This is a genomic window from Martelella lutilitoris (assembly GCF_016598595.1).
GTDB classification, from domain to species: Bacteria; Pseudomonadota; Alphaproteobacteria; order Rhizobiales; family Rhizobiaceae; genus Martelella; species Martelella lutilitoris_A.
Map to the genome: position 1 here is coordinate 1649529 of NZ_CP066786.1, position 25293 is coordinate 1674821.

Annotated in this window: 20 protein-coding genes and 1 tRNA gene; 17 read left to right on the forward strand and 4 right to left on the reverse strand. The window is 62.4% G+C overall.

What is annotated here, in order from left to right:
• The first annotated feature begins 22 nt into the window (after nucleotides 1–22).
• The 3 genes from JET14_RS07790 to JET14_RS07800 are packed head-to-tail and all read left to right on the forward strand — an operon-like array spanning nucleotide 23 to nucleotide 4094.
• Complete coding sequence (locus JET14_RS07790; protein ID WP_200337514.1) at nucleotides 23–2230, forward strand: ABC transporter permease; 2208 nt, start codon at nucleotides 23–25, stop codon at nucleotides 2228–2230.
• Nucleotides 2227–3291, forward strand: a complete 1065-nt coding sequence (locus JET14_RS07795) for an ABC transporter ATP-binding protein (protein WP_200337515.1) — start codon at nucleotides 2227–2229, stop codon at nucleotides 3289–3291. The genes JET14_RS07790 and JET14_RS07795 overlap by 4 nt, the downstream gene beginning before the upstream one ends.
• Nucleotides 3288–4094 (forward strand): inositol monophosphatase family protein, encoded by an 807-nt coding sequence (locus tag JET14_RS07800; protein WP_200337516.1) that lies wholly within the window; start codon nucleotides 3288–3290, stop codon nucleotides 4092–4094. Before JET14_RS07795 ends, JET14_RS07800 begins: the two co-directional genes overlap by 4 nt.
• Before the next feature lie 352 nt (nucleotides 4095–4446).
• Here JET14_RS07800 and JET14_RS07805 read toward each other — a convergent pair whose 3' ends face one another.
• The gene (locus tag JET14_RS07805) at nucleotides 4447–4713 is read right to left on the reverse strand and encodes a hypothetical protein (protein WP_200337517.1); all 267 of its coding nucleotides are present in this window, start codon (nucleotides 4711–4713) and stop codon (nucleotides 4447–4449) included.
• A 76-nt stretch (nucleotides 4714–4789) separates the two neighbouring features.
• Between JET14_RS07805 and dnaE the strand changes: the two genes are divergently transcribed.
• Complete coding sequence (gene dnaE, locus JET14_RS07810) at nucleotides 4790–8281, forward strand: DNA polymerase III subunit alpha (RefSeq protein WP_200337518.1); 3492 nt, start codon at nucleotides 4790–4792, stop codon at nucleotides 8279–8281.
• A 516-nt stretch (nucleotides 8282–8797) separates the two neighbouring features.
• Entirely contained in the window at nucleotides 8798–9889 is a 1092-nt protein-coding gene (locus tag JET14_RS07815) for a porin (RefSeq protein ID WP_200337519.1), read from the forward strand.
• 224 nt (nucleotides 9890–10113) lie between these two features.
• On the opposite strand, the gene JET14_RS07820 is transcribed toward JET14_RS07815, so the two are convergent.
• Nucleotides 10114–10200: transfer RNA gene (locus JET14_RS07820), tRNA-Leu, on the reverse strand.
• Between the two features lie 412 nt (nucleotides 10201–10612).
• On the opposite strand from JET14_RS07820, the gene JET14_RS07825 reads away from it, so the two are divergent.
• The gene (locus tag JET14_RS07825) at nucleotides 10613–11371 is read left to right on the forward strand and encodes a tetratricopeptide repeat protein (protein ID WP_200338022.1); all 759 of its coding nucleotides are present in this window, start codon (nucleotides 10613–10615) and stop codon (nucleotides 11369–11371) included.
• 115 nt (nucleotides 11372–11486) lie between these two features.
• On the opposite strand, the gene xth is transcribed toward JET14_RS07825, so the two are convergent.
• The gene (gene xth / locus JET14_RS07830) at nucleotides 11487–12278 is read right to left on the reverse strand and encodes an exodeoxyribonuclease III (RefSeq protein ID WP_200337520.1); all 792 of its coding nucleotides are present in this window, start codon (nucleotides 12276–12278) and stop codon (nucleotides 11487–11489) included.
• Between the two features lie 204 nt (nucleotides 12279–12482).
• On the opposite strand from xth, the gene JET14_RS07835 reads away from it, so the two are divergent.
• Nucleotides 12483–13850, forward strand: a complete 1368-nt coding sequence (locus tag JET14_RS07835) for a uracil-xanthine permease family protein (RefSeq protein WP_200337521.1) — start codon at nucleotides 12483–12485, stop codon at nucleotides 13848–13850.
• 79 nt (nucleotides 13851–13929) lie between these two features.
• Here the strand turns inward: JET14_RS07835 and erpA are convergent, their stop codons facing one another.
• Nucleotides 13930–14262 carry an iron-sulfur cluster insertion protein ErpA gene (gene erpA, locus JET14_RS07840; RefSeq protein WP_024709298.1) on the reverse strand — a complete coding sequence of 111 codons (333 nt, stop codon included), beginning with the start codon at nucleotides 14260–14262 and terminating at the stop codon, nucleotides 13930–13932.
• Between the two features lie 206 nt (nucleotides 14263–14468).
• Between erpA and JET14_RS07845 the strand changes: the two genes are divergently transcribed.
• From JET14_RS07845 to tatC, 10 genes are all read left to right on the forward strand, one after another.
• Nucleotides 14469–15686 (forward strand): deoxyguanosinetriphosphate triphosphohydrolase, encoded by a 1218-nt coding sequence (locus JET14_RS07845; protein ID WP_200337522.1) that lies wholly within the window; start codon nucleotides 14469–14471, stop codon nucleotides 15684–15686.
• A 53-nt stretch (nucleotides 15687–15739) separates the two neighbouring features.
• Nucleotides 15740–17500, forward strand: a complete 1761-nt coding sequence (argS, locus tag JET14_RS07850) for an arginine--tRNA ligase (protein WP_200337523.1) — start codon at nucleotides 15740–15742, stop codon at nucleotides 17498–17500.
• Nucleotides 17501–17563: 63 nt separating this feature from the next.
• Complete coding sequence (locus JET14_RS07855) at nucleotides 17564–19783, forward strand: SPOR domain-containing protein (RefSeq protein WP_200337524.1); 2220 nt, start codon at nucleotides 17564–17566, stop codon at nucleotides 19781–19783.
• A 90-nt stretch (nucleotides 19784–19873) separates the two neighbouring features.
• Nucleotides 19874–20893 (forward strand): beta-N-acetylhexosaminidase, encoded by a 1020-nt coding sequence (nagZ, locus tag JET14_RS07860; protein ID WP_246750560.1) that lies wholly within the window; start codon nucleotides 19874–19876, stop codon nucleotides 20891–20893.
• Nucleotides 20894–20898: 5 nt separating this feature from the next.
• On the forward strand, nucleotides 20899–21729 hold the full coding sequence (locus JET14_RS07865) for a segregation and condensation protein A (RefSeq protein ID WP_200337525.1): 831 nt from the start codon (nucleotides 20899–20901) through the stop codon (nucleotides 21727–21729).
• Nucleotides 21726–22436, forward strand: coding sequence for an SMC-Scp complex subunit ScpB (gene scpB / locus JET14_RS07870; RefSeq protein WP_200337526.1), 711 nt, complete (start codon nucleotides 21726–21728; stop codon nucleotides 22434–22436). Before JET14_RS07865 ends, scpB begins: the two co-directional genes overlap by 4 nt.
• A 54-nt stretch (nucleotides 22437–22490) precedes the next feature.
• Nucleotides 22491–23576: an ABC transporter ATP-binding protein gene (locus JET14_RS07875; protein WP_200337527.1), complete on the forward strand. Its 1086-nt coding sequence runs from the start codon at nucleotides 22491–22493 to the stop codon at nucleotides 23574–23576.
• Between the two features lie 42 nt (nucleotides 23577–23618).
• Complete coding sequence (locus tag JET14_RS07880; RefSeq protein ID WP_024709305.1) at nucleotides 23619–23825, forward strand: twin-arginine translocase TatA/TatE family subunit; 207 nt, start codon at nucleotides 23619–23621, stop codon at nucleotides 23823–23825.
• A 45-nt stretch (nucleotides 23826–23870) separates the two neighbouring features.
• Nucleotides 23871–24431, forward strand: a complete 561-nt coding sequence (gene tatB, locus JET14_RS23045; RefSeq protein ID WP_200337528.1) for a Sec-independent protein translocase protein TatB — start codon at nucleotides 23871–23873, stop codon at nucleotides 24429–24431.
• Complete coding sequence (gene tatC, locus JET14_RS07890) at nucleotides 24428–25258, forward strand: twin-arginine translocase subunit TatC (protein ID WP_200337529.1); 831 nt, start codon at nucleotides 24428–24430, stop codon at nucleotides 25256–25258. Before tatB ends, tatC begins: the two co-directional genes overlap by 4 nt.
• Nucleotides 25259–25293 lie beyond the last annotated feature (35 nt).

The following is a 25293-nucleotide window of genomic DNA, read 5'->3' on the forward strand; positions in this document are numbered from 1 at the left end:
CCTGAACTCATCGGACAGTGTCATGACATCCAGAGACAACCGCAGGCTCGATCTGATCCTGGCGGCGGCGATTGTCGCTTTCATCGCCCTGCCTTGGTATCGAGTCCGCTCCGGATTTTTCAGCTTCGAATGGCTGAGTGATTTCGTCGTTTCAGACAACCTGTGGCCGGGCATTGCCCAGCTCCTTACAGGCCGCTGGCAGCTCCTGCCGCTTCTTATCATGCTTCTTGCCGCACTCTATCTGCGTGTCACACGACGCCCGGGGGATCGGGGACGCGCTCTGGTCAATATCGGCGTTGCGGGACTTCTTTGGATGTTGGTCGAGGGCCTTTCGATCGGCATGCGTGGCTGGAACTGGGGCCTTCTGGAGGCCACCTTCGGGGAAATATCCGGACAGCCGGCCTTTGGGGCAGGTGCCGTGGTCATTGGCACCGTCTTTGCGTTGATGATCGCCTTCGGAGCCGCCGAGCGCGGCGCATTGAAGGGCGATGCCTTCGTACTCGCCTGCATTACGCTGCTGGTGCTGCTTGTCGCGGTCTTTGTCTTTTATCCGCTGGTGTCCATGTTCACCGGCGCCTTTCAGGAGTTCGATGGCTCATTCACGACGGAGGGCGTGCGCAGGAACATCATTGACCCGAAGATCTGGTCACTTGCCTGCCTTGCCGGCGGCAATTGCGGTGTTGCCTGGCGCACCTTCTTTCTGGCCATCTGCACAGCGACAGGGACAACGCTGCTGGGGCTGGTCTTCGCGCTCGTGGCGACCAGAACAGGGTTTCGTTTCAAGAAATCGCTGCGGCTGCTGACGGTGTTGCCGATTATCACGCCGCCCTTCGTCGTCGGCCTTGCGCTGACCATGCTGCTGGGTCGCTCCGGCACCCTGACCAATGTGATCGAAGCCGTGACGGGGCTGGAGCTGGGACGCTGGCTCTATGGGCTGACAGGTATCTGGATTGCCCAGATGCTCAGCTTCACGCCGATTTCCTTCCTTGTTCTGATCGGCGTGGTCGATGGGATCAGCCCATCCATGGAAGAGGCAAGCCAGACGCTGCGCTCGGACCGCTGGCGCACCTTCCGCAAGGTTACGCTGCCACTGATGGCGCCCGGACTGGCCAATGCGTTCCTGATCGGTTTCATCGAATCCATGGCCGACTTCGGCAATCCTTTGGTCCTCGGCGGCTCGGGCGGCGTTCTGTCGACAGAGATATTCTTTGCTGTCGTCGGTGCGCAGAATGATCCTGCGCGCGCGGCAGTACTCGCCACAGTCCTGCTGGTGTTCACGCTTTCGGCCTTTCTTGCTCAGCGCCTGTGGCTTTCCGGCAAGAATTACTCGACCGTGACGGGGAAAGGGGATGGCGGCCGGCATATACAGCTGCCGCATCGTGTAGCCATCCCGGTGATAACCGTAGCTGTTATCTGGGCCGTATTCACCATCACGGTCTATGCGATGATCCTCTTCGGCGGCTTCGTTAGCATCTGGGGGCTTGATCACTCGCTGACGCTTGCGCACTACACGAGGGCATTCGGTATCAGCTGGGAAAACGGCATCCGCTGGATAGGCGTTGCCTGGGACAGCTTCTGGACCACAATGGAAATCGCGCTGATCGCCGCGCCGCTAACCGCCGCCGTCGGACTTCTGACAGCCTGGCTGATTGTGCGGCAGAGATTTCCGGGGCGCTCTGTCTTCGAATTTGCTCTGATGATGAGCTTTGCCATTCCCGGCACAGTCATCGGGATCAGCTACATCATGGCATTCAACCTTCCGCCTCTGCAGATGACGGGTACGGCGGTGATCCTGATTGCCTGCTTTGTCTTCCGTAACATGCCGGTCGGCGTGCGGGGAGGCGTGGCGGCCATGTCACAGCTGGACGGATCGCTTGACGAGGCTTCTCTGACCCTCGGGGCAAGCTCGGGCCGCACGATGCGCAAGGTCATCCTGCCGCTCATGCGCCCGGCCATCCTGGCAGCATTGGTCTACAGCTTCGTGCGCGCAATCACCTCGATTTCAGCTGTGATCTTTCTGGTCAGCGCGAAATATAACATGGCGACCGCCTACATCGTTGGCCTGGTCGAGAACGGGGAATACGGCATTGCCATTGCCTATTCCTCGGTTCTGATCCTGGTGATGATCACGGTCATTGGCGGCTTTCAGCTTCTGGTCGGCGAACGTCGCATTCGCCGAAGAGAAGAGAAGGGCGCCGCAGCCCCCATCAAGAAGGAAGCACTCGGATGACTCATACAAAAGGTGCCGTGGCGTTTCGCAATGTGCGGAAGAGCTTCGGCCATTTCACCGCCATTCCGGATCTCTCGCTCGACATTGAGCCGGGCCAGCTTGTCACGCTGCTCGGACCCTCTGGATGCGGCAAGACGACAACCCTTCGCATGCTGGCGGGTCTGGAAAGCCCTACCGAAGGCCAGATCATGATCGGTGGCGAGGATGTCACCCGCCTGCCCGCCGACAGGCGCGACGTATCGATGGTGTTCCAGAGCTATGCGCTTTTTCCGCATATGCGCGTTGGCCAGAATGTAGCCTACGGACTTGAAGCGAGCGGTATCAAATCAGGTGAGGCGCGCAAGCGCGCCGAAGAGGCGCTCGAAGTCGTTGGGCTCTCCGGTCTGTCAGGCCGCCTGCCGGCAGAGCTTTCCGGCGGCCAGCAGCAGCGCGTCGCCGTGGCGCGCGCACTCGTTCTTGAGCCGCAGGTCCTGCTGCTCGACGAACCGCTTTCGAATCTCGATGCCCGACTGCGTCGCCAGGTGCGCACGGATATCCGCACGCTGCAGCAGCGCCTTCGTTTCACGGCTGTTTACGTCACGCATGATCAGGAAGAAGCGCTCGCTGTCTCCGATACCATTGTTGTCATGAAGGATGGGAAGGTCGCTCAGATCGGGTCACCGCGAGAGCTTTATGAGGCGCCGGCGTCCGAGTTCATTGCCGACTTCATCGGAGAGGCCAATGTGGTGGATGGGCATGTCAGGTCTATCGAAGGCGATATTGCGAAGGTCGATGTGGGCGGAGTAACCATCGCGCTGCCGTCGCGCGGTATCAAACCGGGCCCGGCTCGGCTGTCGCTCCATGCCAATGCCATGAAGGTCAGATCTGAAGGGCAGGGGGTTCCGGGTACAATCGCCTCCTCGGCTTATCTCGGCGATCATGTCGAATACGAGATCGATGGTCCGCTAGGACGCATATTCGTGGTCGATGACGAAAGCGAAGTACCGTTGCCAGCCGGTTCAAACGTCCGGCTTGAAGTTCGCCCGAGGGGCGTCGCGCTTATTCCGCAGGAGCATGCATGACCGGAACAATCATGACCGAGAGCAGGCTCAACACGGCAACGGAGCTTGCCAGGCGCGCCGGGAAGCTGGCTTTTGCCTATTTCGAGAACCGCGAGGAACTGCTGGTGCGGCAAAAACGCCATGTGACCGATCTGGTGTCCCAGGCGGATCTCGAAGTCGAAACGCTCATCCGGGACGGGCTGAACACATCATTCCCGCTAGATGCGCAACTCGGCGAAGAACACGGCTTGAGCGAAGGCAGTTCCGGCGTAACCTGGGTGATTGACCCGATTGACGGCACGGCTCCCTATCTTAACGGATTGCCCGGCTGGTGTGTGTCGATCGGCGCCTGTGACGAGGACGGCCCGATCCTCGGCGTGATCTATGTGCCGGTCCTGAATGAGCTGTTCGTCGCGGCGCGAGGGCAAGGGGCTACGTTGAACGGCAAGCCCGTCCGCGCTCTGGACGGGGATCTCAGGTCCGGCCTGTTGGGGGTCGGGGCCAATGACCGCGTCTCCAGCGAGCGTGTCGGGCGCATGCTGGCCGATTTGTCAGAGGCCGGGGCAGGGTGGGTCCGCTACGGGTCGGGCGCCTTGATGCTGGCCTGGGTCGCCGCCGGTCGCCTCACCGGGTACGTTGAACCGCGGATGAGCGCATGGGATTGCCTCGCTGGCTACTGCCTTATCCAGGAAGCTGGCGGGCGCGTGCTTGCCTTTCCGAACGGTCCCGGGCTGACCGCGCCAGCGCCAGTTCTAGGCGCGTGCGCGGGCGCATACGCGGAACTTGCCAGTATCTGCGGGTTTGGCCAGTCGCCTGAATGGTAGCCCGCAGCTCTTCCCTTGACCACAGAGGAGAGTTGGCCTGAACGGAACAGCGTGTGCGAACCGAACCGTTCGGTTGCTCTGGCAAAGGAAGCCCGCAGCGCCACTACTTGGCATCATTTACATCTCCGCGTTTTAAAGACTGTTCGGGCACTTCGAATGACATCTCGTGTGTCATCAGGCGTGTTGCCTCGGCGACAAGTGCAACGGTCGCCTGCTCCCCCGGACAGCGGTGCGCGTTTGCCGCATAGCGGGTTCGTTCATCGCCCGTTCACGGCCATCGCAGTTGCTTACGCAGACCGATAGCTTTCGAGAAATCGGCGGGCTGATCTGAATGGCCGGAATTAGGCCGCGCCTACGCCGCCCATGCCGACGAAGGCTTCGGCTTAGGCGCGGCCCGATTTGGCAGGCCACGGCGGAAAATATTCCGAGGATGCTTGCAAAAGGAACAAAAAGGTAACATAATAAAAACATAAAGCGAAACGGAGGCGAAAATGACGGAAATTCTGCGCGATGTGGCGGCATTCTTCTCGATCACGCTGTTCCTGACCAGCATGGCGCTGATCGTCAGCTCAATGTAAATACGCCCGCCGCCCCACGGCGACGCGAGCTTTCTGTGCATATGTTTTGTTGGCGTTGCGCGGGCCGGGCCGGCCTGCGAGGATCAGGATCCACGGTAAGGCACGACGGAGCAGGCAATGGCAGATGTGATCGGACACGGCGGCGATGACCGGTCGGGCGGGGCAGCGGTTCGATTCGTTCACCTGAGGACCCATTCGGCCTATTCCCTTCTTGAGGGAGCCTTGCCGCTCAAAAAAATCCTGAAGCTTGCCCTTGACGACCGGCAGCCGGCTGTTGCCGTCACCGACACGAACAATCTGTTCGGCGCGCTCGAATTTTCGCAGAAGGCGATCGGGGAGGGGCTGCAGCCGATCATCGGCTGTCAGCTGTCGATCGACATGGAAGATGGCGGCGAGGGCGATCGGCGCGGCGGGTCCCACCTCCCGGCAAAACTGCCGGCGATCGTTGTTCTCGTGGCCAATGAAACGGGCTATGCGAACCTCATGCACCTCGTCAGCGAGGCCTATCTCGGCGGCGAGGCGCATGACAGCATCTATATCCGGAAGTCCTGGCTGGAAGGCCGGGCGGACGGTCTGATCGTTCTGACCGGCGGGCCGGGCGGTCCGATCGACCAGGCGCTCGCCTCGGGTTTCGAGGCCAAGGCGCGCGAGCGTCTGGAAGCGCTCAAGACGCTTTTCGGCGACCGGTTGTATGTCGAATTGCAGCGTCAGGGTGCTTTTGATCTTCAGCGCGAACGCCATGTGATCAATCTGGCTTATGAGCTTGAACTTCCGCTGGTGGCAACCAATGAGCCTTTTTTCCCGGCGCGCGAGGATTTCGAGGCGCATGACGCGCTGATGGCCGTCGCGCATAATGCCATCGTCTCCGACGACCGGCGTTTTAGGCTGACGCCGGACCACTTCATGAAAACGCAGGCGGAAATGGCGGAACTGTTTTCCGACCTTCCCGAGGCGCTCGACAATACGGTCGAGATCGCACGGCGCTGCAGCTTCATCCTGCAGACGCGCAGTCCGATCCTGCCGCGCTTCACCGGCGCTTCCGAGGATCCGGAGGAGGCCGAACGGGCCGAGGCGCTCGAGTTGCGCCGACAGGCCGTCGAGGGGCTTGAGGCGCGGCTCTCTCATGTGGGGCTGAGCGAGGGGCACAGTCGCCAGGATTATGTCGAGCGGCTCGACTATGAACTGGGCATCATCGAGAGCATGAAATTTCCCGGCTACTTCCTGATCGTTGCCGACTTCATCAAATGGGCCAAGGAACATGATATTCCCGTCGGTCCGGGCCGCGGTTCGGGCGCGGGCTCGCTTGTTGCCTATGCGCTGACGATTACCGATGTCGATCCGCTGCGCTTCTCGCTTCTGTTCGAACGCTTTCTCAACCCCGAGCGCGTGTCGATGCCGGACTTCGATATCGATTTCTGTCAGGACCGGCGCGAGGAGGTGATCCGCTACGTTCAGCAGAAATACGGACGCGCCCAGGTGGCGCAGATCATCACTTTCGGGTCGCTGCAGGCGCGCGCCGCCCTGCGCGATGTCGGCCGCGTGCTGGAAATGCCTTACGGGCAGGTCGACCGGATCAGCAAGCTCGTGCCCAACAATCCGGCCAATCCGGTGACGCTTGCCAAGGCGATCGAGGACGAGCCGAAATTCCAGGAGGCTGCCGAAGAAGAGCCGATCGTCGGGCGTCTGCTGGCGATCGCTCAGAAGATCGAGGGGCTCTACCGGCATGCCTCGACCCATGCCGCCGGGATCGTGATCGGCGACCGGCCGCTTTCGCGACTGGTGCCGATGTATCGCGATCCGCGCTCGGACATGCCGGTCACGCAGTTCAACATGAAATGGGTGGAGCAGGCCGGTCTCGTGAAGTTCGACTTTCTCGGTTTGAAGACGCTGACGGTGTTGAAGACGGCGGTCGACTTCATCGCCCGGCGCGACATCAAGGTCGACCTGTCGCTGGTTCCGCTTGATGATCACGACACCTATGACATGCTGGCCCGCGGCGAGACGGTCGGCGTGTTCCAGGTGGAAAGCGCCGGCATGCGCAAGGCGCTGATCGGGATGAGGCCGGACCGGATCGAGGACCTGATCGCCCTTGTCGCGCTTTATCGGCCGGGGCCGATGGAAAACATCCCCGTCTATAATGCGCGCAAGCACGGCGAGGAGGAGATCGAGTCGGTGCATCCGATGATCGATCATCTTCTCGCCGAGACCCAGGGCGTCATCATCTACCAGGAACAGGTGATGCAGGTGGCGCAGGTGCTTTCGGGCTATTCGCTCGGTGAGGCCGACCTTCTGCGCCGCGCGATGGGCAAGAAGATCAAGGAGCAGATGGACAAGCAGCGCGTCCGTTTCGTCGAGGGCGCGGTCGAAAAGGGCGTCAAGAAACAGCGCGCGGACGAGATCTTCGATCTTCTGGCGAAGTTCGCCAATTACGGCTTCAACAAGTCGCATGCCGCCGCCTACGCCATCGTCTCTTATCATACTGCCTTTCTGAAGGCGCATTATCCGGTGGAGTTCCTTGCCGCGTCGATGACGCTCGACATGGCCAATACCGAAAAGCTGAACGATTTTCGGCACGACGCCCGAAGGCTCGGCATCGAGGTGGTGGCGCCGTCGATCCAGACGAGCCACCGGCATTTCGAGCCGGGCGAGGACCGGATCTACTATGCGCTAGCCGCCATCAAGGGCGTCGGCGATGCGGCCGTCGATCATATCGTCGCGGCGCGCGGCGAGAGACCCTTTGCCGATCTTGAGGATTTCTGCCAGCGCATCGACCCCAAGCTCGTCAACCGCCGGGTTCTGGAGAGCCTGATCTGCGCCGGCGCGTTCGATTGTTTCGGGCATGACCGCGCGGCGCTTCTGGCCGGACTCGATCGCATCATCGGCCTTGCCCAGCGGACCCAGGAGGATCGCGCCAGCGGCCAGGCCGATATCTTCGGAAGCGCCGGCCAGGTCTCCAAGATCGTGCTCCCGGACTATACGCCGCTTTCCGACTCCGAACGGCTGATGCGCGAATACCAGATGCTCGGCTTCTATCAGACGGCCCATCCGCTCGATGCCTATGCCGATATTCTGGCGAAGATGCGCGTACAGGCTTTCTCGGCGTTCCAGCTTTCGGTGAAGAACGGTTCGGACCGCGGCCGGCTCGCGGGCACCGTGGTGGCCAAGCAGGAACGCAAGACCCGGACCGGCAACCGCATGGGCATCGTTACCTTTTCAGATGCCACCGGCCAGTTCGAGGCGGTGCTGTTTTCGGAGATGCTCTATCAGTACCGCGATCTGCTGGAGCCCGGCACATCGGTCGTCATTACCGTTTCCGCCGAAATGCGGCCGGAAGGGATCGGCATGCGCATCCAGACGGTCCAGTCGCTCGAGGAGGAGGCTGTGCGCCAGCAAAAGGCGATGCGGATCTTCCTGCGCGACGATTCGCCGATCGCCTCGCTCGCGCGCCACCTGAATGAGAATGGCGAAGGCCTGGTATCGTTTGTCGTCATCCAGGATCACGGGCTTCGCGAGATCGAGGTCGAGTTGCCGGGCAAGTATCGCCTGTCCCCCGAGGTGGCCTCGGCCATGCGGGCCGTCGCCGGCGTCGTGGACGTGGAACTGGTCTGATGCCTTAAGCCGGGGCGGCAGCCCCGGCAACTGGCAAGGGCGGACCGTTTGATGATGGCGCCGGGGACGCGGCGCATTGGCTTTACCGGTCTCGTTCATCGGTGCGGCGGACGGCATGCGCGGTGATTCCCGTCCAAATCGCGTGCGGACGGCAGGCTGTTCCGGGCGAATGTCGTGTTGCGACGGACGGATTTTCGCCCGGAAACGCCTTCTTAAGGCGGATTCGTTCGTTCCCGACCGCGATCCGGCGTCTGTTTCGCTCTTGTTTTCTTTACCTTTTGTAAAGATTTGCCGCTCCGGAGGGGATACTTGTTGCCAATCCGCAACAGCAAGCAGGTAAGGACGACCTGAAGACGACAAACCGGATGATTGGTGATTGCGATCGTGACGCGGTCTTGTATGTTCAACCTCGGAAGTGAGGGCGAGACGGCCCGGTCTTCTTGAAACCAGGGGATGGGGCAGGGAACGCCTCGGCGAAAATCCCAGACCCGCTTTAAACCTTATTTGGAGGTCATTATGAACGTGAAGAGCCTTCTCCTCGGCTCCGCTGCAGCAGTTGCAGCAGCTTCCGGCGCTCAGGCTGCCGACCCGGTTGTGGTCATCGAGCCTGTAACTGCCAACTACGTCGAAGTCTGCGACACCTTCGGTGCCGGCTACTTCTACATCCCGGGCACCGAAACCTGCCTCGACATCGGCGGTTACGTCCGTTTCCAGGTCAGCGCCCTGAGCAAGCAGAGCCCGATGTGGGCCGCTTCCACGCCCGGCACTTGGGACGTTTTCACCAAGGCGCAGCTTGACATCGCCAGCAAGACGGAAACCGAGCTCGGTGTCCTGACCGGCGTCATCAAGATGAACGCCGAAGCCCACAGCGCCGGCGGTTCGGGCACGACCTTCGGTCTCGACCAGACCTACCTCGCTCTCGGCGGCTTCCAGGCCGGTTATTTCCAGAGCTACTGGGATGAAGGTCTCGTCGGCGAAATCGACGACCTGTCGGGCAACACCAAGTTCAACTCGATGCGTTACGTCTTCACGGGCGACGGCTTCGTAGCCGGTCTCTCGCTTGACGCTCTGACGGCTTCGCAGGTTGGCTACACCGGCGATCCGGATCTGGCCCGCATCGGCGTTTCCGGTCGTGTCGGCTTCCAGGCCGGCGGTATCGGCTTCAAGGTTGACGGTGGCTACGACACCTTCAACGAAGACGGTTCGGTTCGTGCGATGACGACCCTTGCTCTCGGCCCGGGTCAGCTTGACCTCGGTGCTTCGTGGGCTTCCGGCTGGAACGCATACGCCAACACCTTCGATGACTGGTTCGACAGCTACCCCTTCGCTGGTCCGCTTCCGAACTCCGTCTACGCCGAATGGCAGCTGGCTGCCGGTTACGCTCTTGACGTGACCGACAAGTTCACCATCACGCCGGCTATCCAGTGGACCTCGGTCAACATCCCGACGGCTTCGAACAAGAGCTTCTACACCTTCGGCGCTCTGTTTGACTACGAGATCGTTGACGGTCTGTCCGCCAAGGTCAACTTCGACTATGCCGACCTGCCGGACTCCTACTTCAAGGACGACACCTGGGGCGGTTGGTTCCGTCTGCAGCGCGACTTCTAAGAAGCGCTCAGGTCTAGTTTGGAGAAACCCGGTCCTTGCGGCCGGGTTTTTCTGTTTTGGGTTTGCGCATGGGCAGGGCGCAACCTGCACGACGGCCCTTCTTTCCGGCAATGGCAGCCTTGCGCATCCGGACGCGCCGAATGCGTGGCCGGCATCGCTGCCCGGAGGCGGCGCGCCCGGGCTATTCCGCTTCTCTATGTTCGCGCGCGTGAGGGGGGGGGGGCTGGTGCGGACGGCGGGGCTCGAACCCGCATGACCAATCGGTCGAGGGATTTTAAGTCCCTTGCGTCTACCTGTTTCGCCACGTCCGCTTCGGCCAAGAGCTTTATTATGGCGATGGTCTTTAGGCAACACTTGATCGCGGTTCTTCCGGCGCGGCCAAGGGGCGTTCACCGGTGATGCTGTCTTAACCCTGTTGCGGCCAAGTGTCTGGTTTGGCCGCGTTTTCAGACTCAAACTTGCAAGTGTGTCGCTTGCGTCACAGTAATTCAGCAGAATTTCACGTAAAAGCATTTGGCAGAAGGCCGTCCATTTCCCGCCACAAAGGAAGAGCATCAGAAGGGTCTGGTGGCGTTGTCGGCGAGCCAGGGTTTTCGGTCCGGCCGTGGATCGGCGCCGCCGGCTTTTTTGCCGGGCAGGTGTGTCCGGTCAGGTGTTTCGGTGAAGAAACGTTCAATGATGATGGATAAGACAGGTCACAGACAGATCGGCATTGTCGTGGTGATGGCAAGCCTGATGATCGGCTACGGCGTCGGGCGACCTGCCCGGGCCTTCGATATTACCACGGACGTTCCGAAAGAATCCGGCCGGTTCGATCTCTTTCGTTTCGGTTTCAAGGCTTATCAAAACGGCGACAAGGAAAAGGCTGTCGAAGCCTATCGTTATGCCGCGGAGAAAGGGCATACCGGTTCGCGCTGGGCGCTCGCCAATATGTATGCCTATGGCGACGGCGTTCCCGAGAATGATTACGAGGCCTTCAAGGCCTATGCCGAGATCGTCAATCACGATGTCGAGCCGGGTTCTCCCGACACGGGGTTTTATGTGAATGCCCTGCTGGCGCTCGCAGGCTACTACCAGACGGGCATTGCCGGCACGCCGGTCGAAGTGGATCTGGTACAGGCGCGTCAGCTCTATTTCCAGGCTGCGTCGGTATTCGGCAGCCCCGAGGCGCAGTTCCGCCTTGCCCGGATGATCCTGAACGGCGAGGGCGGGGCCAAGAATGTGCGCCTGGCCAAGAAATGGCTGAACCTTTCCCGCAAGAACGGCAATGTCGGCGCCATGGCGGTGTTCGGCGATCTCGTTTTCAATGAGGGTCAGCCGGTGCTCGGCCTTGCCTATCTAACCATGGCCGCGGATCGTTGCGCGCCCGGCGATTGCTCGTGGATCCGCGAGCTGCAGGAAAAGTGTTTCTCCGTTGTCGATGAGAACGACCGCCGCGGCGCCATCGCGCTTGCGCAAAATATGAGCACAGGCAACCCTTGATTGTTGTTTCCGTGAGCAGCTCCAACAGGGGCTGACGGTCGATTTCGCGCACATTGTCGTTGCATGCGCTCGTCGGAGATCAGGATTTCTCGGGCAAGGTTCTGTCGGGCGCGGTCTACGGCCAGTCGCAATCAAAAACTGCAGTCACCGGCACGTGGTCGGACGGCTTCTCCCAGCCGCGCACCTTCTTGTCGATCACGGTCGAGCGCAGCCTGTCGGCGGCCTCGCAGGACAGCAGCATGTGATCGATGCGGATACCGTTGTTCTTCTGCCAGGCGCCCGCCTGATAGTCCCAGAAGCTATACTGTCCGCCGGCATCGTTCGTGCTCGTCACCGCGTCGTAGAGGCCGAGGGCCAGAAGCGCGTTGAAGGCCTCGCGAGTGGCCGGCAGAAACAATGCATCATTCGCCCATACGGCCGGGTCATGGCAGTCGCCGGGGCGTGGGATGACATTGTAGTCGCCGGCGAGAATAAGCGGTTCCTCCAGCTTAAGCCTTTGTGAAATATGGCCTTTCAATCGCTCCATCCAGGCGAGCTTGTAGGGGTACTTGTCGCTGTCGACCGGATTGCCGTTCGGCAGATAGATCGAGGCGACGCGCAAAACGCCGCCGGCGATGCTGAAAACGCCCTCGATGTAGCGCGCCTGGATATCATCCTCGGCTCCCGGCAGGCCACGATTGGTCTCGTCCGGAGCGGTCTTCGAAATCAGCGCGACGCCATTGAAGCCCTTCTGGCCATGGGTCTCGACATGATAGCCGAGTGCTTCGATCGGCGCCCGGGGGAAGGCCTCGTCCTGCGACTTTATCTCCTGCAGACAGACAATGTCGGGCGCCTCCGCCTCAAGCCAGGCCAGGAGATTGTCCAGCCGCGCCTTGATGCCGTTGATGTTCCAGGTCGAGATCTTCATGGGGCCGCCTTTCGGTGCTTCTAGCTCACCCTTATGCAGAGGACGCCCGCGATTTGCAAACGCCGCGTGAACCGACGGGGTGCAGAAGAAGGAATTGCAAGGCGACCGGGAAATGTGACAATTTCGTGGCACGGAAATTGCATTGCTGAAATTGCTAGCAGCAGGGGACAACGCGCGGCTTCGGCCGCCTTCGAAAGAGAAATCATGAGCGAACAAAATCCGAGTGCGGAGCACCACCACATTATCTTCAAGCTCAACGACGTGCCTTCGCCGCACGCATCCTTCCTGGCGGCCTTCCAGCACATACTCGCCAGCATCATCGGGATTGTCACGCCGACGCTGATCATCGGCGGCGCGCTGGGTCTCGGCGAAAACATGCCGTACCTTCTGGCCATGTCGATGTTCGTGTCCGGCGTCGCCACCTTCATCCAGTGCCGGCGCATCGGTCCGGTCGGCTCCGGGCTCCTGAGCGTGCAGGGAACCAGCTTCGCCTTTCTCGGGGTCATTCTCGCCGCCGGTTTCGCGGTCAAGGGCAGGGGCGGCACGCCCGAGGATATCCTGGCGATGATCTTCGGGCTCTGCCTTGTCGGCTGCGTGGTCGAGATCGTGCTGAGCCAGTTCATCACCAGGATGGGCCGCATTGTCACGCCGACCGTCACTGGCATCGTCATCACCGTCATCGGCCTGTCGCTGGTGAAATCGGGCTTCACCGATTTTGCGGGCGGCGCAGGGGCCGGCGATCAACTGGGCGCCCCGGTCAACATCTTCCTCGGCCTTCTGGTCGTCGCCGTGATCATTTTCTTCTCCTTCTCGAAGGTCCCTATGGTGCGGATTGCGGCGATCATGCTCGGCCTCCTGGCCGGCTTCGTGGTTTCGATCTTCTTCGGCATGGTCGACTTCTCTCGGCTCGGCACGCAGCCGCTGTTTGCCGTGCCGCAGCCGCTGCGCTACGGTCTGGATTTCGATCTCGGCCTGTTCATTCCGATCGCCTTCGTCTATCTGATCACGGCAATCGAGACGACGGGCGACCTGACGGCCAACTCGGTGATTTCGGGCGAGCCGGTGCAGGGCGACGTCTATCTCAGGCGGATCAAGGGCGGCGTTCTCGCCGACGGCATCAATTCCGGCATCGCGGCACTGTTCTGCACCTTTCCGAACACGACCTTCAGCCAGAACAACGGCGTGATCCAGATGACGGGCGTGGCGAGCCGCCATGTCGGCTATTATATCGCCGGCATCCTGGTGGTCATGGGCTTCTTCCCGGTCATCGGCGGCGCCTTCCTGCTGGTCCCCAAGCCGGTGCTCGGCGGCGCCACCGTCGTGCTGTTCGGTTCGATCGCCGTCGCCGGCATCCGCATCCTCGCCTCCGAGCCGATCGACCACCGCAAGGTCTATATCATGGCGGTCTCCTTCGGCCTCGGCCTCGGCGTCACCCTCGTGCCGCAGTCGATGCAGCAGATGCCAGACATCATCCAGAAGGTGTTTGCAACGCCGATCACGCTCTCCGGCCTCTCGGCGATCCTGCTTTCGCTGGTCATTCCGGAGAATGCCGGCAAGGCCATCAAGGACTGACAGCCCGCCAAATGACAGAGGCCGCGCTTTCCGGCGCGGCCTCTGTCAATTTCCGGCATCGGTTCAGGCTGCGACCGGATCAGATCGCGAAACTGGTGCCGCAGCCGCAGCTTGCCACGGCATTGGGGTTCTGGATCTGGAAGGACTGGCCGAGCAGATTGTCGACGAAGTCGATCTCCGCACCGGCCATATAGACCAGCGAGATGCTGTCGATCAGCACGGTCGCGTCGTCCTTGGTGATCACCACGTCGTCTTCTTCCGGGCCTTCCACAAGGTCGAACTTGTAGGAAAAACCGGAACAGCCGCCGCCCTCCACGGAAACCCTGAGGGCGTGTTTGTCGTTGTCGCTGCTGATGATCGATGCGATCCGCCGGGCGGCTGCATCGGAAAGCGTCACTGTCTGGGTATCCATCTCAATTCTCCGGCCGCGCGGCTTCCCGAGCCAAACTGCAATGCCCGGAGCCGCAAGGATTTCTTTTGCCACCGCGCCGGAAGCGGCGATGGCTTTCAATCATGTCCAATCTTAGTTAAGAACGCCGATGAAGGCCGTCAACGGTCAATTTGCATCCGGGTTCTCCGTGTTTCGCAAAAAGCATGTCTCGCGCAACAGGATAGAAAATGACAATCGACAGATCGGCACTCGGCTTCGGCGACGTCGCGCTCGCGGTCTATGCCTGCGACCCCTGGACAAGCCGCGGCCGCCTCTTTCCCGAGACCGACAGCCTGACGCGTTCGCCCTTCCAGCGCGACAGGGACCGGATCATCCACACGACCGCGTTCAGGCGGCTGAAGCACAAGACCCAGGTCTTCATCGCCCAGGACGGCGATCACTACCGCACGCGACTGACGCACACGATCGAGGTTGCCCAGGTCGCCCGTTCGCTTGCCCGGGCGTTGAGGCTCGACGAGGACCTCGCCGAGGGCGTGGCGCTGGTGCATGATTTCGGTCATACGCCCTTCGGCCATACCGGCGAGGACGCGCTGCACGAAGAGATGGCGGATTACGGCGGGTTCGATCACAACGCCCAGTCGCTCAGGATCGTCACAAGCCTGGAGCGCCGCTATGCCGATTTCGACGGCATCAACCTCACCTGGGAAGCGCTCGAAGGCCTGGTGAAGCACAACGGGCCGCTTCAGACGCCGGGCGGCGAGGGGCTCGACGGCCCCGTTCCGCAGCCGATCATCGATTACAGCCGGCGTCATGACCTCTGGCTTTCCACCCATGCAAGCCTCGAGGCGCAGGTCGCCGCGATCGCCGATGATATCGCCTACAACACGCACGACATCGATGACGGGCTGCGCTCGGGTTATCTGACCTACGAGATGCTGGAGGAGGTGCCCTTCCTCGCCGGCCTGATGCGCGAGGTGCGTGATCGCTATCCCAAGCTCGAGGATGCCCGCTTTACCAACGAGATCATGCGCCGCCAGATCACGGCCATGGTCGAGGATGTGATCGGCGTGACCCAGGCCAACCTCAGAGAGGCGCGGCCCGGAAGCGCCGACGATGTCCGGCTGGCGGGACGCACGCTTGCGACCTTTTCGCCGGAAATGGCCGAAATCGACCGGCAGATCAAGAAGCTGCTCTTTGGCCATATCTATCGCCATCCGGACATCATGAAGATCCGCGCCGGCGCGGCGCAGATCGTCAGCGAGCTGTTCGATGCCTATTTCGCCGATCCGGAACTGATGGGCTCGCATCCGTGGACCGACGGTGTGGAGGCGCTGACCGCGGCGCAGCGGGCCCGCCATGTGGCGGACTATCTGGCCGGAATGACCGATACCTATGCCGAGAAGACCCACCGGCAGCTGTTTGACCATACCCCCGATTTGCGCTAGAGCCGCCGCTAAAAGCGCCTTTTGTCGCCGCAAGGCGGCCCATGGAACATGACATGAACCTCTTCACCGATTTTGAGCAAAGACTGAACGAACGGCTGCTGACGATTGCGGCGATTGCGGAGAAACGCGACGCGCTCGATTTCTCGCGCCTGGTGGTAGAGCCGCCGCGCGATCCGAGCCATGGCGATATCGCCGTCAATGCCGCCCTGGTTCTGGCAAAGCCGCTGGGCAAGAAACCGCGCGATCTTGCAGGTGAAATCGTCGCGGCGCTTGAAAGCGACGCGGATATCGCCGAACTGTCGATCGCCGGTCCGGGCTTCATCAATATCCGCCTGTCCGATGCCTTCTGGAAGCGCATGCTGGTCGCAGCCCTCGGCGAGGCGGAGGATTTCGGCCGCAGCGCGACCGGCGCGAACCGCAAGATCAATGTCGAGTACGTTTCGGCCAATCCCACGGGGCCGATGCATGTCGGCCATTGCCGGGGCGCGGTCGTGGGCGATACGCTCGCCAATATTCTTGACTACGCCGGCTTTGACGTGACCAAGGAATATTACATCAACGATGCCGGCGCTCAGATCGACGTGCTGGCGCGTTCGGTGTTCCTGCGCTACCGCGAGGCGCTCGGCGAGACGATCGGCGCCATCCCCGAAGGACTTTATCCCGGCGACTATCTCGTGCCCGTGGGCGAGGCGCTGAAGGCCGAGTTCGGGCCCTCGCTTCACAACCTCCCGGAAGAAGAGTGGATGCCGATCGTCAAGGACAGGGCGATCGATGCCATGATGGCCATGATCCGCGAGGACCTCGCGGCGCTCAATGTCCGTCACGAAGTGTTCTTCTCCGAGCGCACGCTGCATGCCGATGATGCCTCGATGATCCGCACCGCGATCAACGATCTCACCTTCAAGGGGCATGTCTACAAGGGCACGCTGCCGCCGCCGAAGGGCCAGCTTCCGGAAGACTGGGAAGACCGCGAGCAGACGCTGTTCCGCTCCACGGAAGTCGGCGACGATATCGACCGGCCGCTGATCAAGTCTGACGGCAATTATACGTATTTTGCCGCCGACGTCGCCTATTTCAAGGACAAGTATGACCGCGGCTTCCATGAGATGGTCTATATTCTCGGCGCCGATCACGGCGGCTATGTCAAGCGGCTGGAAGCGGTGGCGAAAGCGGTCGCCGGCAACGACGCCAAGCTCTCCGTCCTGCTCTGCCAGCTGGTGAAGCTGCTGCGCAACGGCGAGGAAGTGAAGATGTCGAAGCGCTCCGGCAATTTCGTCACCCTGCGCGAGGTGGTGGATGAGGTTGGCCGCGATTCCGTGCGCTTCATGATGCTCTACCGCAAGAGTAGCGAGCCGCTGGATTTCGACTTCGCCAAGGTGACCGAACAATCCAAGGACAATCCGGTTTTCTACGTCCAGTATGCCCATGCGCGCTCGATGTCGGTGATGCGACAGGCGCAGGAAGCCTTTCCCGGACTCGATATTTCCCAGAAATCTCTGGAAAAGGCGGTCCTCGATGCGGATTTCGAGCCGGAAGAACTCAAACTTGTGGCAAAATTGTCCGAATATCCGCGGGTTGTGGAGTCGGCTGCACTGATGCGAGAGCCGCATCGACTGGCTTTTTACCTCTATGATCTTGCGTCGAACTTCCATTCCCACTGGAACAAGGGAAAAGAAAAGACGGAATTACGCTTTATTAATGAGGGTGATAGACAATCGACGCTTGCAAAACTGGGACTGGTTTCTTCCGTGGCCGCCGTCCTGCGTTCCGGCCTCGCTCTGACGGGTACGGATGCACCGCAGGAAATGCGCTAGAGACCGTCCCATCCGCACTTATCTCGCGCCCTTGGCGGCGCGGGGCAGCATCGGTGGAAGAAGATGGCAGATAACAACAAGCCGGATCACGGGAAAGCCGGTCCCGCACACACGGACGCGGACGATCCGTTCGCCGAACTGGCGCGGCTGATCGCCCCGCGCGAGGCGGAAAGGCCCCGCGCCGCCGAGACTGCCGACGACCTGGCCGACGAATTGCTGCGTGAATTCAACGCCTTTCCCGGCCATTACCCGGCGACTGACGACACGCCGGAAGAGCCCGCAATGCCGGAGCCCGCGCCGGAACCGCGCGCTCCGCCGCTGGTGTTCGAATCCTTCCATCCGCTGGACCCGCCCGTGCGGGAAGCCGCTCGCGAACCGCAGGAGTGGACGGAAGAGCCGATTGCCGATGTCCCGGATCATGACGGGATGAACCTTGGCGAAGGTTTCCTGGAAGACGAACTCAGACAATCGATCGCTTCTCTCGACCTTCCCGGAGAGGAAGGCCAGGGAACTCCGCCCGCGGAAGAAGAGGGCATTCATCCCGATACGCTGTTTGCCGCGCCGTCCCATGGCGCAGAACAGCCAGCCGCCATGCCGGAAGACGAGCGTTCCGGAAGCGGGAACTGGGCAGCGCCCTATCGCCTCGACGATGAGGCAACGACCGATACGGCCATCGAACAGGATGAAAATGACCTGGCGCTCGATCTCGACGAACTCGAGCTCGAGCTTGCCGACGTGTCCCGTCCCGGAAACGACGGTCCCGAACCGCTGGAGGAGGCCGGCGCCGGAGAAGCGGGCCGCGACGATGCGTTCGATCCGGCGGCCATCGTTCCGACCGACGAGATGCCGCGGCCGGTTGATGATCTCGACCTGCCGCGTATGGCCGATGAAACCGAGGCCGTTCGCGAGCCGCCGCCGCCCGTTTATGAGTTCGATCTCGACGAGGAGCTTGCCGATATGCTGGCCAGCCAGCCGGCGCTCGTCGATCCGCTGAGCGAGCCCGCGCGCGATCCGGAGCCGGCCGGCGAAGAGGTTCAGCACCCGCAGAACGATCGCGTCTATGACGATGACATTGAACGCGCGCTCGAGGAGGGCTTTCTGCTCGCGGAAAACCGGCCTGCCGGCGCGCAGCCTGCCTATGCGGATATCGCCGACGAAAGCTATTATGACAGCGACGAGCAGGAGCGGCGGCCGGGATGGCTTGCCGTGACCTTCATGGGCTATGGCCGTATTCTGCTGTTCGGCCTTGCCTTTGTCGTCATCGCCGTGCTGGCGGTCTTTGCCGGGCTCCGCTATCTCGGCGGCGCCGGCGAGGGCGGCCCGGTCATCATTGCCGCCGACGATACGAGCGTGAAGGAAGCGCCGGAAGATCCCGGCGGCGAGGTCGTTCCGAACCAGGACAATGTGATCTTCAACGACGCCTCGCAGGCGCTCGAGGCCGCGCCCCGTCAGGGCAGCCTGATCGCCTCCGACCAGGAGCCGGTTGACGTGAACGAGATCGCGCCCAATCCGCTTGCCGATAGCGTGGCCGACAACGCGGCCGGGCAGACCGGCGGCGGCGTTGTCGAGCCGCGCCGGGTGCGCACCATCATCGTGCGTCCCGACGGGACGCTTGTCGAGCGCGCGGCGCCCGAGGCGACGGACACGGGCGGCAGCGCCGGCGGCGCGGGCGGTTTCGTGGCCGCTTCCCCCGATGATGCTGGAAGCCTCGTTCCGCCCGAAACCGCGACCGATTCCGGCGCGGCTGCGCCGGGCGACACCGATACGCCTTCCGTCGCCGATGTGCTGAACGGCGCGACGGATGTGCCGGAGGCCGAGGGTCTCGCCGGTCAGGATATCGCGGCGGGCGAAGCGGCGGATGAGCCTGCCGCGCCCGTTGAGGATTTCGGCATCGCCAATGTTCCGATCCCGACGCCGCGGTCGACGACCGGCGGTCCGCCGGCCACGCGACAGCAAGCCGCGCCCGCCGCCCCGAGCCAGCCGGTCGCAACGGCTGCGCCTGCCACCGGTGCCGCGCCCGCGACGAGCGCAGCGCCGTCGTCGCGCTATGCGATGCAGATCGCCTCGCTGCCGACGGAAGCGGAGGCGCAGCAGGCCTACCGGCGCCTTGCCGCACAATATCCTGCGGTGCTCGGGCGTCGTCCGGTGGAAATTGTCAGAGCCGATATTGCCGAGCGGGGGACCTATTACCGGGTTCGTATTCCTGCCGACAGCCTTTCGGATGCCCTGTCGCTCTGCGAGAGCTTCAAGGCAGCGGGCGGCAGCTGCTTTGTACCCCGGTAGGCCCGGCTCCGGCGTCTTTCGACGGAAGAAAGCTGTGCATGACGGGCGGGCAAATTTCGCGCTTTGGCGGGAAACCACTATGATTCGCGGATGACCGAGACACGCAAGGCCATGATTCTGGGGTGCGGCGGAACACGCCTCAGCGCGGAGGAGAGAGATTTCTTCCGCGCCGCTCAGCCCTGGGGCTTCATCCTGTTCAGACGCAACGTCGAGAGCCTTTCCCAGGTCAGGGCGCTGACGGACGCCATGCGCGATGTCGTCGGCTGGCATGCGCCGGTCTTTGTCGATCAGGAAGGCGGCACGGTGCGCCGTCTGCGGCCGCCGCTGGTGCGCGACTATCCGGCTGCGTCCGCGATCGGCGCGCTTTATGAAACCTCAAGGGCGGCGGCTTGTGAAGCGGCCTTTCTCAGCGGCCGTCTGATGGCCGCCGATCTCGTCGCCGCCGGCATTGATTGCGATTGCGCCCCGGTGCTCGATATTCCACCGGAACCGGGCGCCGGCTTCCTCGCCGACCGGGCGTTCGGTTGCGACCCGGACCAGGTGATCGCGCTTGCGACCGCCCAGGCTGAGGGACTGAAGGCCGGCGGCGTGCGACCGGTGATCAAGCACATGCCGGGCCACGGTCGCGGCCTGCTCGACTCGCACAAACGCCTGCCGGTGGTCGATGCCCCGCTTGCCGCGTTGCGGGAGACGGATTTTCGGCCGTTTCGAGAGATCCGGGGGATCACCATGGCGATGACCTGCCATGTTCTGTTCGAGGCGATCGATCCGGACAACCCGGCCTCGGCATCCCGCAAACTGGTCGAAGAGGTCATGCGCGGCGAAATCGGCTTTGACGGACTGATCATTTCCGACGATATCTCGATGAATGCGCTTTCCGGCGATATCGCCACGCGGGCGCGCGCGGTTGCTGCCGCCGGCGTCGACATCGTCCTGCATTGCAATGGCGATATGGCCGAGATGCGTGCCGTTGCCGACGAGGCGCCGCTGCTTGCAGGCGCGGCGCTGGCGCGGGCCGGACACGCGCTTGGCGAACCGCCCGAGGCCGATGACAGCGATCTTGCGGCATTGGCGCGCCGGTTCGATGATGTGCTTGCGGGGAAGGGGTAAGGCGCGTGCAGGACGATTTCTTCCCGGAAGACCCGAACGGAACCGTCGAGGTCCGCGCCGCGGGCGAGGCGGTGCTGGTGATCGATGTCGGCGGCTTCGAAGGCCCGCTCGACCTGCTGTTGCATCTCGCCCGCACGCAGAAGGTCGACCTGGCGCGTATCTCCGTTCTGGCGCTTGCCGAACAATATCTCGCGTTCATCGAAAGCGCGCGGCGCATCCGCATCGAGCTGGCCGCCGACTATCTGGTGATGGCGGCCTGGCTCGCCTATCTCAAGTCGCGGCTTCTGATCCCGCGCCGGGCGAGCGACGCGGAGCCCTCGGGCGAGGACATGGCGGCAACGCTCGCCCACCGGCTGAAGCGGCTCGAGGCGATGCGCGATGCCGCCGAAAAGATCGTCAACCGCAACCGGCTCGGCCGTGACGTTTTTCAGCGCGGCGCGCCGGAGCATATTCCCGACGAGACCGGCTCTGCCTATACGGCGACGCTTTACGAGCTTCTCGATGCCTATGCCAACCTCCGCCAGCGCCAGGCCGTCAGCGAAGTGACCATCGAGAAGCGTCTCGTCTGGTCGCTGACCGATGCGCGCGAGCGGCTGCAGGAGATGATCGGCGAGATCGGCGAATGGACGGCGCTCGACCGCTACCTGCTGCGCTATCTCACGCGTCCGGAAGAAATGCGCACGGCGATCGCCTCCACCTTTGCCGCATCGCTGGAGCTTGTGCGCGAGGGGCGGCTCGACCTGCGGCAGGAGGAGGCGTTTTCGCCCATCCTGATGCGGCGCCGCAGCGGCCGATTGCCGCAGTCCGACGCCGCTCCGGGGGAGGCTGCCGAATGAGCGACGACGACGAGATCGACGGATCCGACGACATCACCGCGACAAGCCCGGAACTGCTGCTTGAGGCTGCGCGCATCGCAGAGGCGCTGGTGTTTGCCTCGGCGGAACCGGTCAGCGAGGCCTATATCGCCGAGCGCATTCCGGGCGGTATCGATGTCGGTGCGGTGATGGCGGGATTGAAGGAGACCTATGCCAATCGCGGCGTCAACCTGGTGCGCGTCGAGGATCACTGGGCCTTCCGCACCGCGCCCGATCTTTCCTTCGTTATCCACCGCGGCGAGCGCGAGGCGCGCAAACTCACGCGCGCGGCGCTCGAAGTGCTGTCGATCATTGCCTATCACCAGCCGGTGACGCGTGCCGAGATCGAGGAAATTCGCGGCGTCCAGACCTCCAGGGGCACGCTGGACGTGCTGATGGAGGCGGGCTTCGTGCGCTTTCGCGGGCGTCGCCGCACCCCTGGCCGGCCCGTCACCATGGGCACGACGCGCGCCTTTCTCGATCATTTCGGCCTGGAGGAGATCCGCGATCTTCCGGGGCTCGACGAGCTTCGGGGCGCGGGACTCCTCTCAGGCCGCATCCCGCCCGGCTTCCAGATTCCGCTGCCCCTCAATGATGACGAGGACCTCGCCGATGACGAGGATCCGCTGGAGGCCGCCGATCTGGAGGATCTCGGCCTTTTGACACCGGGCGGCAAACATGATGAATAAGCTCTAGAAAAATAGCGGCCGGAACCGGCCGTACCGGGATTTTCTGGAGCGACGATGAACCTTCAGGCGCTGAACCTAGGCGCAAGCGGCACGGCCGCCCGATTGCGTTTCGAGCATATCCGTCACGGCTATGGCGGGCGCGACGTCGTTCGCGACGTGTCGCTGACGGCCTCTCCCGGCAAGGTGCTGTGCCTTCTCGGGCCGTCCGGTTCCGGCAAGAGCACGCTTCTCAGGATTGCGGCCGGGCTTGAGGTGCCGCGCGGCGGGCGGTTGCTGATCAATGACGTCGAGGTCGCCGGCCCTTCCGCCTTTCTGCCGCCGGAGCAGCGCGGCGTTGGGCTGATGTTCCAGGATTTCGCGCTTTTCCCGCATATGACGGTGGCGGCCAACGTCGCCTTCGGCCTGACGCATCTTTCCAAGCCGGCGCGCCGGTCGGCGGCGGCCGAAGCCCTGGCGCGGGTCGGGCTTGCCGGCTACGAGGGCAAGTATCCGCACATGCTTTCGGGCGGCGAGCAGCAGCGCGTGGCGCTTGCCCGCGCGGTCGCGCCCAAGCCCTCCGTGCTGTTGATGGACGAGCCGTTTTCCGGCCTTGATTCGCGCCTGAAGGAGCAGGTGCGGGCCGACACGCTCTCGGTTCTGCGCGAGACCGGCGCGACGGTGGTGATCGTGACCCATGATCCAGAGGAGGCGATGGGCATGGCCGACCAGATCGCGCTGCTGAAGGATGGCGAGCTCGTGCAGGCAGGCGGCGCGCGCGAGCTGTTCCAGCATCCCGGCAGCGTTTTCGCCGCGTCCTTCTTTTCCGAGATCAACCGGTTTGACGCCGTTGCCCGCAGCGGCATCGTCGAAACCCCCTTCGGCGCGCGCCGCGCTCCGCAAAATGTGAACGATGCGGATCTGACCCTCGCCGTCAGGTTCAGCGATATCCGCGTGACCACGGTGGAGCAGCCGGGCGCGGTGCCGGCCGGCGTGATCAGCCGCCGCTATCTCGGCACCTCGGAACATCTGACTCTCGGTCTTGAAGAGGGCGGCCGGGTGGTGGAAGCAAGCATCGGCGCCGGCATGCTCGCCGAAGGTATAAGCCGTGTTTTTCTGTTTGTTGCCGATGAAGCGATTTTGATGTTTGAAAAACAACCGTAAACCCCTTACACCTGAGACAAAGTGGTAACAGGAGAATTGGCCATGGGTAATCTCGGTATCTGGCAATTGCTGATCATTCTCGCGATTGTCGTCCTGCTGTTCGGCCGCGGCAAGATTCCCGAACTGATGGGCGATGTCGCCAAGGGCATCAAGAGCTTCAAGAAGGGCATTTCCGACGACGAGGAAAAACCGTCGGACAATGACAAGACCGTCGAGCACAGGGCAGACGAAAAGACCAAGCAGGGCTGACACGGCGCCGGGCAGCCCTTGAAGGCTGTCCGCAGGAGAATGTGAATGCTTGATATTGGCTGGACGGAGCTTCTGGTCGTGGCGATCGTGCTGGTCGTCGTCGTCGGCCCGAGGGAGCTTCCGCATGTCCTGCGGACCTTCGGCAAGACCATGACCAAGATGCGGCGCATGGCCACCGACTTTCGTTCGCAGATGGATGACGCGCTGAAAGAGGCGGATATGGAAGACGTTTCCTCCGCCATCAGGGATGTGAGAAAGCTCAATCCCGCCAATCAGTTGCGTGATGCCGTCAATCCTTTGCGCCAGACGGCGCGCGATATCCAGTCGGACCTGAAGACTTCGACATCGCTGGAAAACAAGCCGAAGACGACCGCCGACAAGCCGGACCTGCCGAAAGCCTCCTATCCGACGCCCGGCGCACAGCCGGCTTTCACGCCGGAGAACGTTTTCCAGAAGGCCGTCCGCAAAGACGAGGAACAGGCGACGGAGCTTGTGTCGAAGCGTCAGGATGACGGGCTGATGAGCCGCCGCGCCGGCTACAGGGGAACTGCGCGGCCGACGAAATCAGGCAAGGGACGCTCGGGCGGGCGGAGGAACGGCCGATGAGCGCCGGAAATGATATCGACGACAAGCCGCAGCCGCTTGTCGAGCACCTGATCGAGCTCAGGAAGCGGCTGGTCTGGTCGCTGGCCGCCTTCTTTGCCGGCTTTCTGCTCTGCTTTGCCTTTGCCAAGGATCTCTTCAACCTTCTCGTCCTGCCCTATAAATGGGCGGTGATCTGGTCCGGCCTCGATCCCGACAAGATGCAGCTGATCTACACGGCGCCGCAGGAATTCTTCTTCACGCAGATCAAGATTTCGCTCTTCGGCGGCCTTCTGCTGGCCTTTCCGGTGATTGCCTTCCAGGTCTACAGTTTCGTCGCTCCCGGGCTGTACAGGAACGAGCGTTCGGCTTTTTTGCCATTCCTTGTCGCGTCTCCCGTCCTGTTCATCATCGGCGGCGCGATCGTCTATTTCTTCCTCATTCCCGTCGTCATGCTGTTCTTCCTCGGCATGCAGCAGGCGCCGGAAGGCGGCGAGGTGGCGATCTCGCTTCTGCCCAAGGTTTCGGAATATCTGAGCCTGATCATGTCGCTGGTGCTGGCCTTCGGGCTGGTGTTTCAGCTGCCTGTGGTTACCACGCTGCTGTCGCGGGCAGGGCTTGTCACCGCGGAATGGCTTGCCAAGCAGCGAAAGTTCGCGATCGTCATCGCTTTCGTCATCGCCGCCGTTCTGACGCCGCCCGATCCGCTGTCACAACTCGGTCTGGCGCTGCCGACCGTGCTGCTCTACGAGGTGGCGATCTATGCCGCCAAACTGGTTGAGCGGCGGCGCAGGCAAGAGAAGGACGAAGAGGCCGAGAACGTCGCTTCCGAACCTGAAGACGAAACTTAGGCGATATCCGCAAAGCGTGGCTTGCGCTTTGGGGA

What these genes read in the sequence shown, in the direction of transcription:
- JET14_RS07790 (WP_200337514.1), top strand. Translation starts at nt 23, where the DNA reads ATGACATCCAGAGACAACCGCAGGCTCGATCTGATCCTGGCGGCGGCG.
- JET14_RS07795 (WP_200337515.1), top strand. Translation starts at nt 2,227, where the DNA reads ATGACTCATACAAAAGGTGCCGTGGCGTTTCGCAATGTGCGGAAGAGC.
- JET14_RS07800 (WP_200337516.1), top strand. Translation starts at nt 3,288, where the DNA reads ATGACCGGAACAATCATGACCGAGAGCAGGCTCAACACGGCAACGGAG.
- JET14_RS07805 (WP_200337517.1), bottom strand. Translation starts at nt 4,713, where the DNA reads ATGCACAGAAAGCTCGCGTCGCCGTGGGGCGGCGGGCGTATTTACATT.
- dnaE (WP_200337518.1), top strand. Translation starts at nt 4,790, where the DNA reads ATGGCAGATGTGATCGGACACGGCGGCGATGACCGGTCGGGCGGGGCA.
- JET14_RS07815 (WP_200337519.1), top strand. Translation starts at nt 8,798, where the DNA reads ATGAACGTGAAGAGCCTTCTCCTCGGCTCCGCTGCAGCAGTTGCAGCA.
- JET14_RS07825 (WP_200338022.1), top strand. Translation starts at nt 10,613, where the DNA reads ATGGCAAGCCTGATGATCGGCTACGGCGTCGGGCGACCTGCCCGGGCC.
- xth (WP_200337520.1), bottom strand. Translation starts at nt 12,278, where the DNA reads ATGAAGATCTCGACCTGGAACATCAACGGCATCAAGGCGCGGCTGGAC.
- JET14_RS07835 (WP_200337521.1), top strand. Translation starts at nt 12,483, where the DNA reads ATGAGCGAACAAAATCCGAGTGCGGAGCACCACCACATTATCTTCAAG.
- erpA (WP_024709298.1), bottom strand. Translation starts at nt 14,262, where the DNA reads ATGGATACCCAGACAGTGACGCTTTCCGATGCAGCCGCCCGGCGGATC.
- JET14_RS07845 (WP_200337522.1), top strand. Translation starts at nt 14,469, where the DNA reads ATGACAATCGACAGATCGGCACTCGGCTTCGGCGACGTCGCGCTCGCG.
- argS (WP_200337523.1), top strand. Translation starts at nt 15,740, where the DNA reads ATGAACCTCTTCACCGATTTTGAGCAAAGACTGAACGAACGGCTGCTG.
- JET14_RS07855 (WP_200337524.1), top strand. Translation starts at nt 17,564, where the DNA reads ATGGCAGATAACAACAAGCCGGATCACGGGAAAGCCGGTCCCGCACAC.
- nagZ (WP_246750560.1), top strand. Translation starts at nt 19,874, where the DNA reads ATGACCGAGACACGCAAGGCCATGATTCTGGGGTGCGGCGGAACACGC.
- scpB (WP_200337526.1), top strand. Translation starts at nt 21,726, where the DNA reads ATGAGCGACGACGACGAGATCGACGGATCCGACGACATCACCGCGACA.
- JET14_RS07875 (WP_200337527.1), top strand. Translation starts at nt 22,491, where the DNA reads ATGAACCTTCAGGCGCTGAACCTAGGCGCAAGCGGCACGGCCGCCCGA.
- JET14_RS07880 (WP_024709305.1), top strand. Translation starts at nt 23,619, where the DNA reads ATGGGTAATCTCGGTATCTGGCAATTGCTGATCATTCTCGCGATTGTC.
- tatB (WP_200337528.1), top strand. Translation starts at nt 23,871, where the DNA reads ATGCTTGATATTGGCTGGACGGAGCTTCTGGTCGTGGCGATCGTGCTG.
- tatC (WP_200337529.1), top strand. Translation starts at nt 24,428, where the DNA reads ATGAGCGCCGGAAATGATATCGACGACAAGCCGCAGCCGCTTGTCGAG.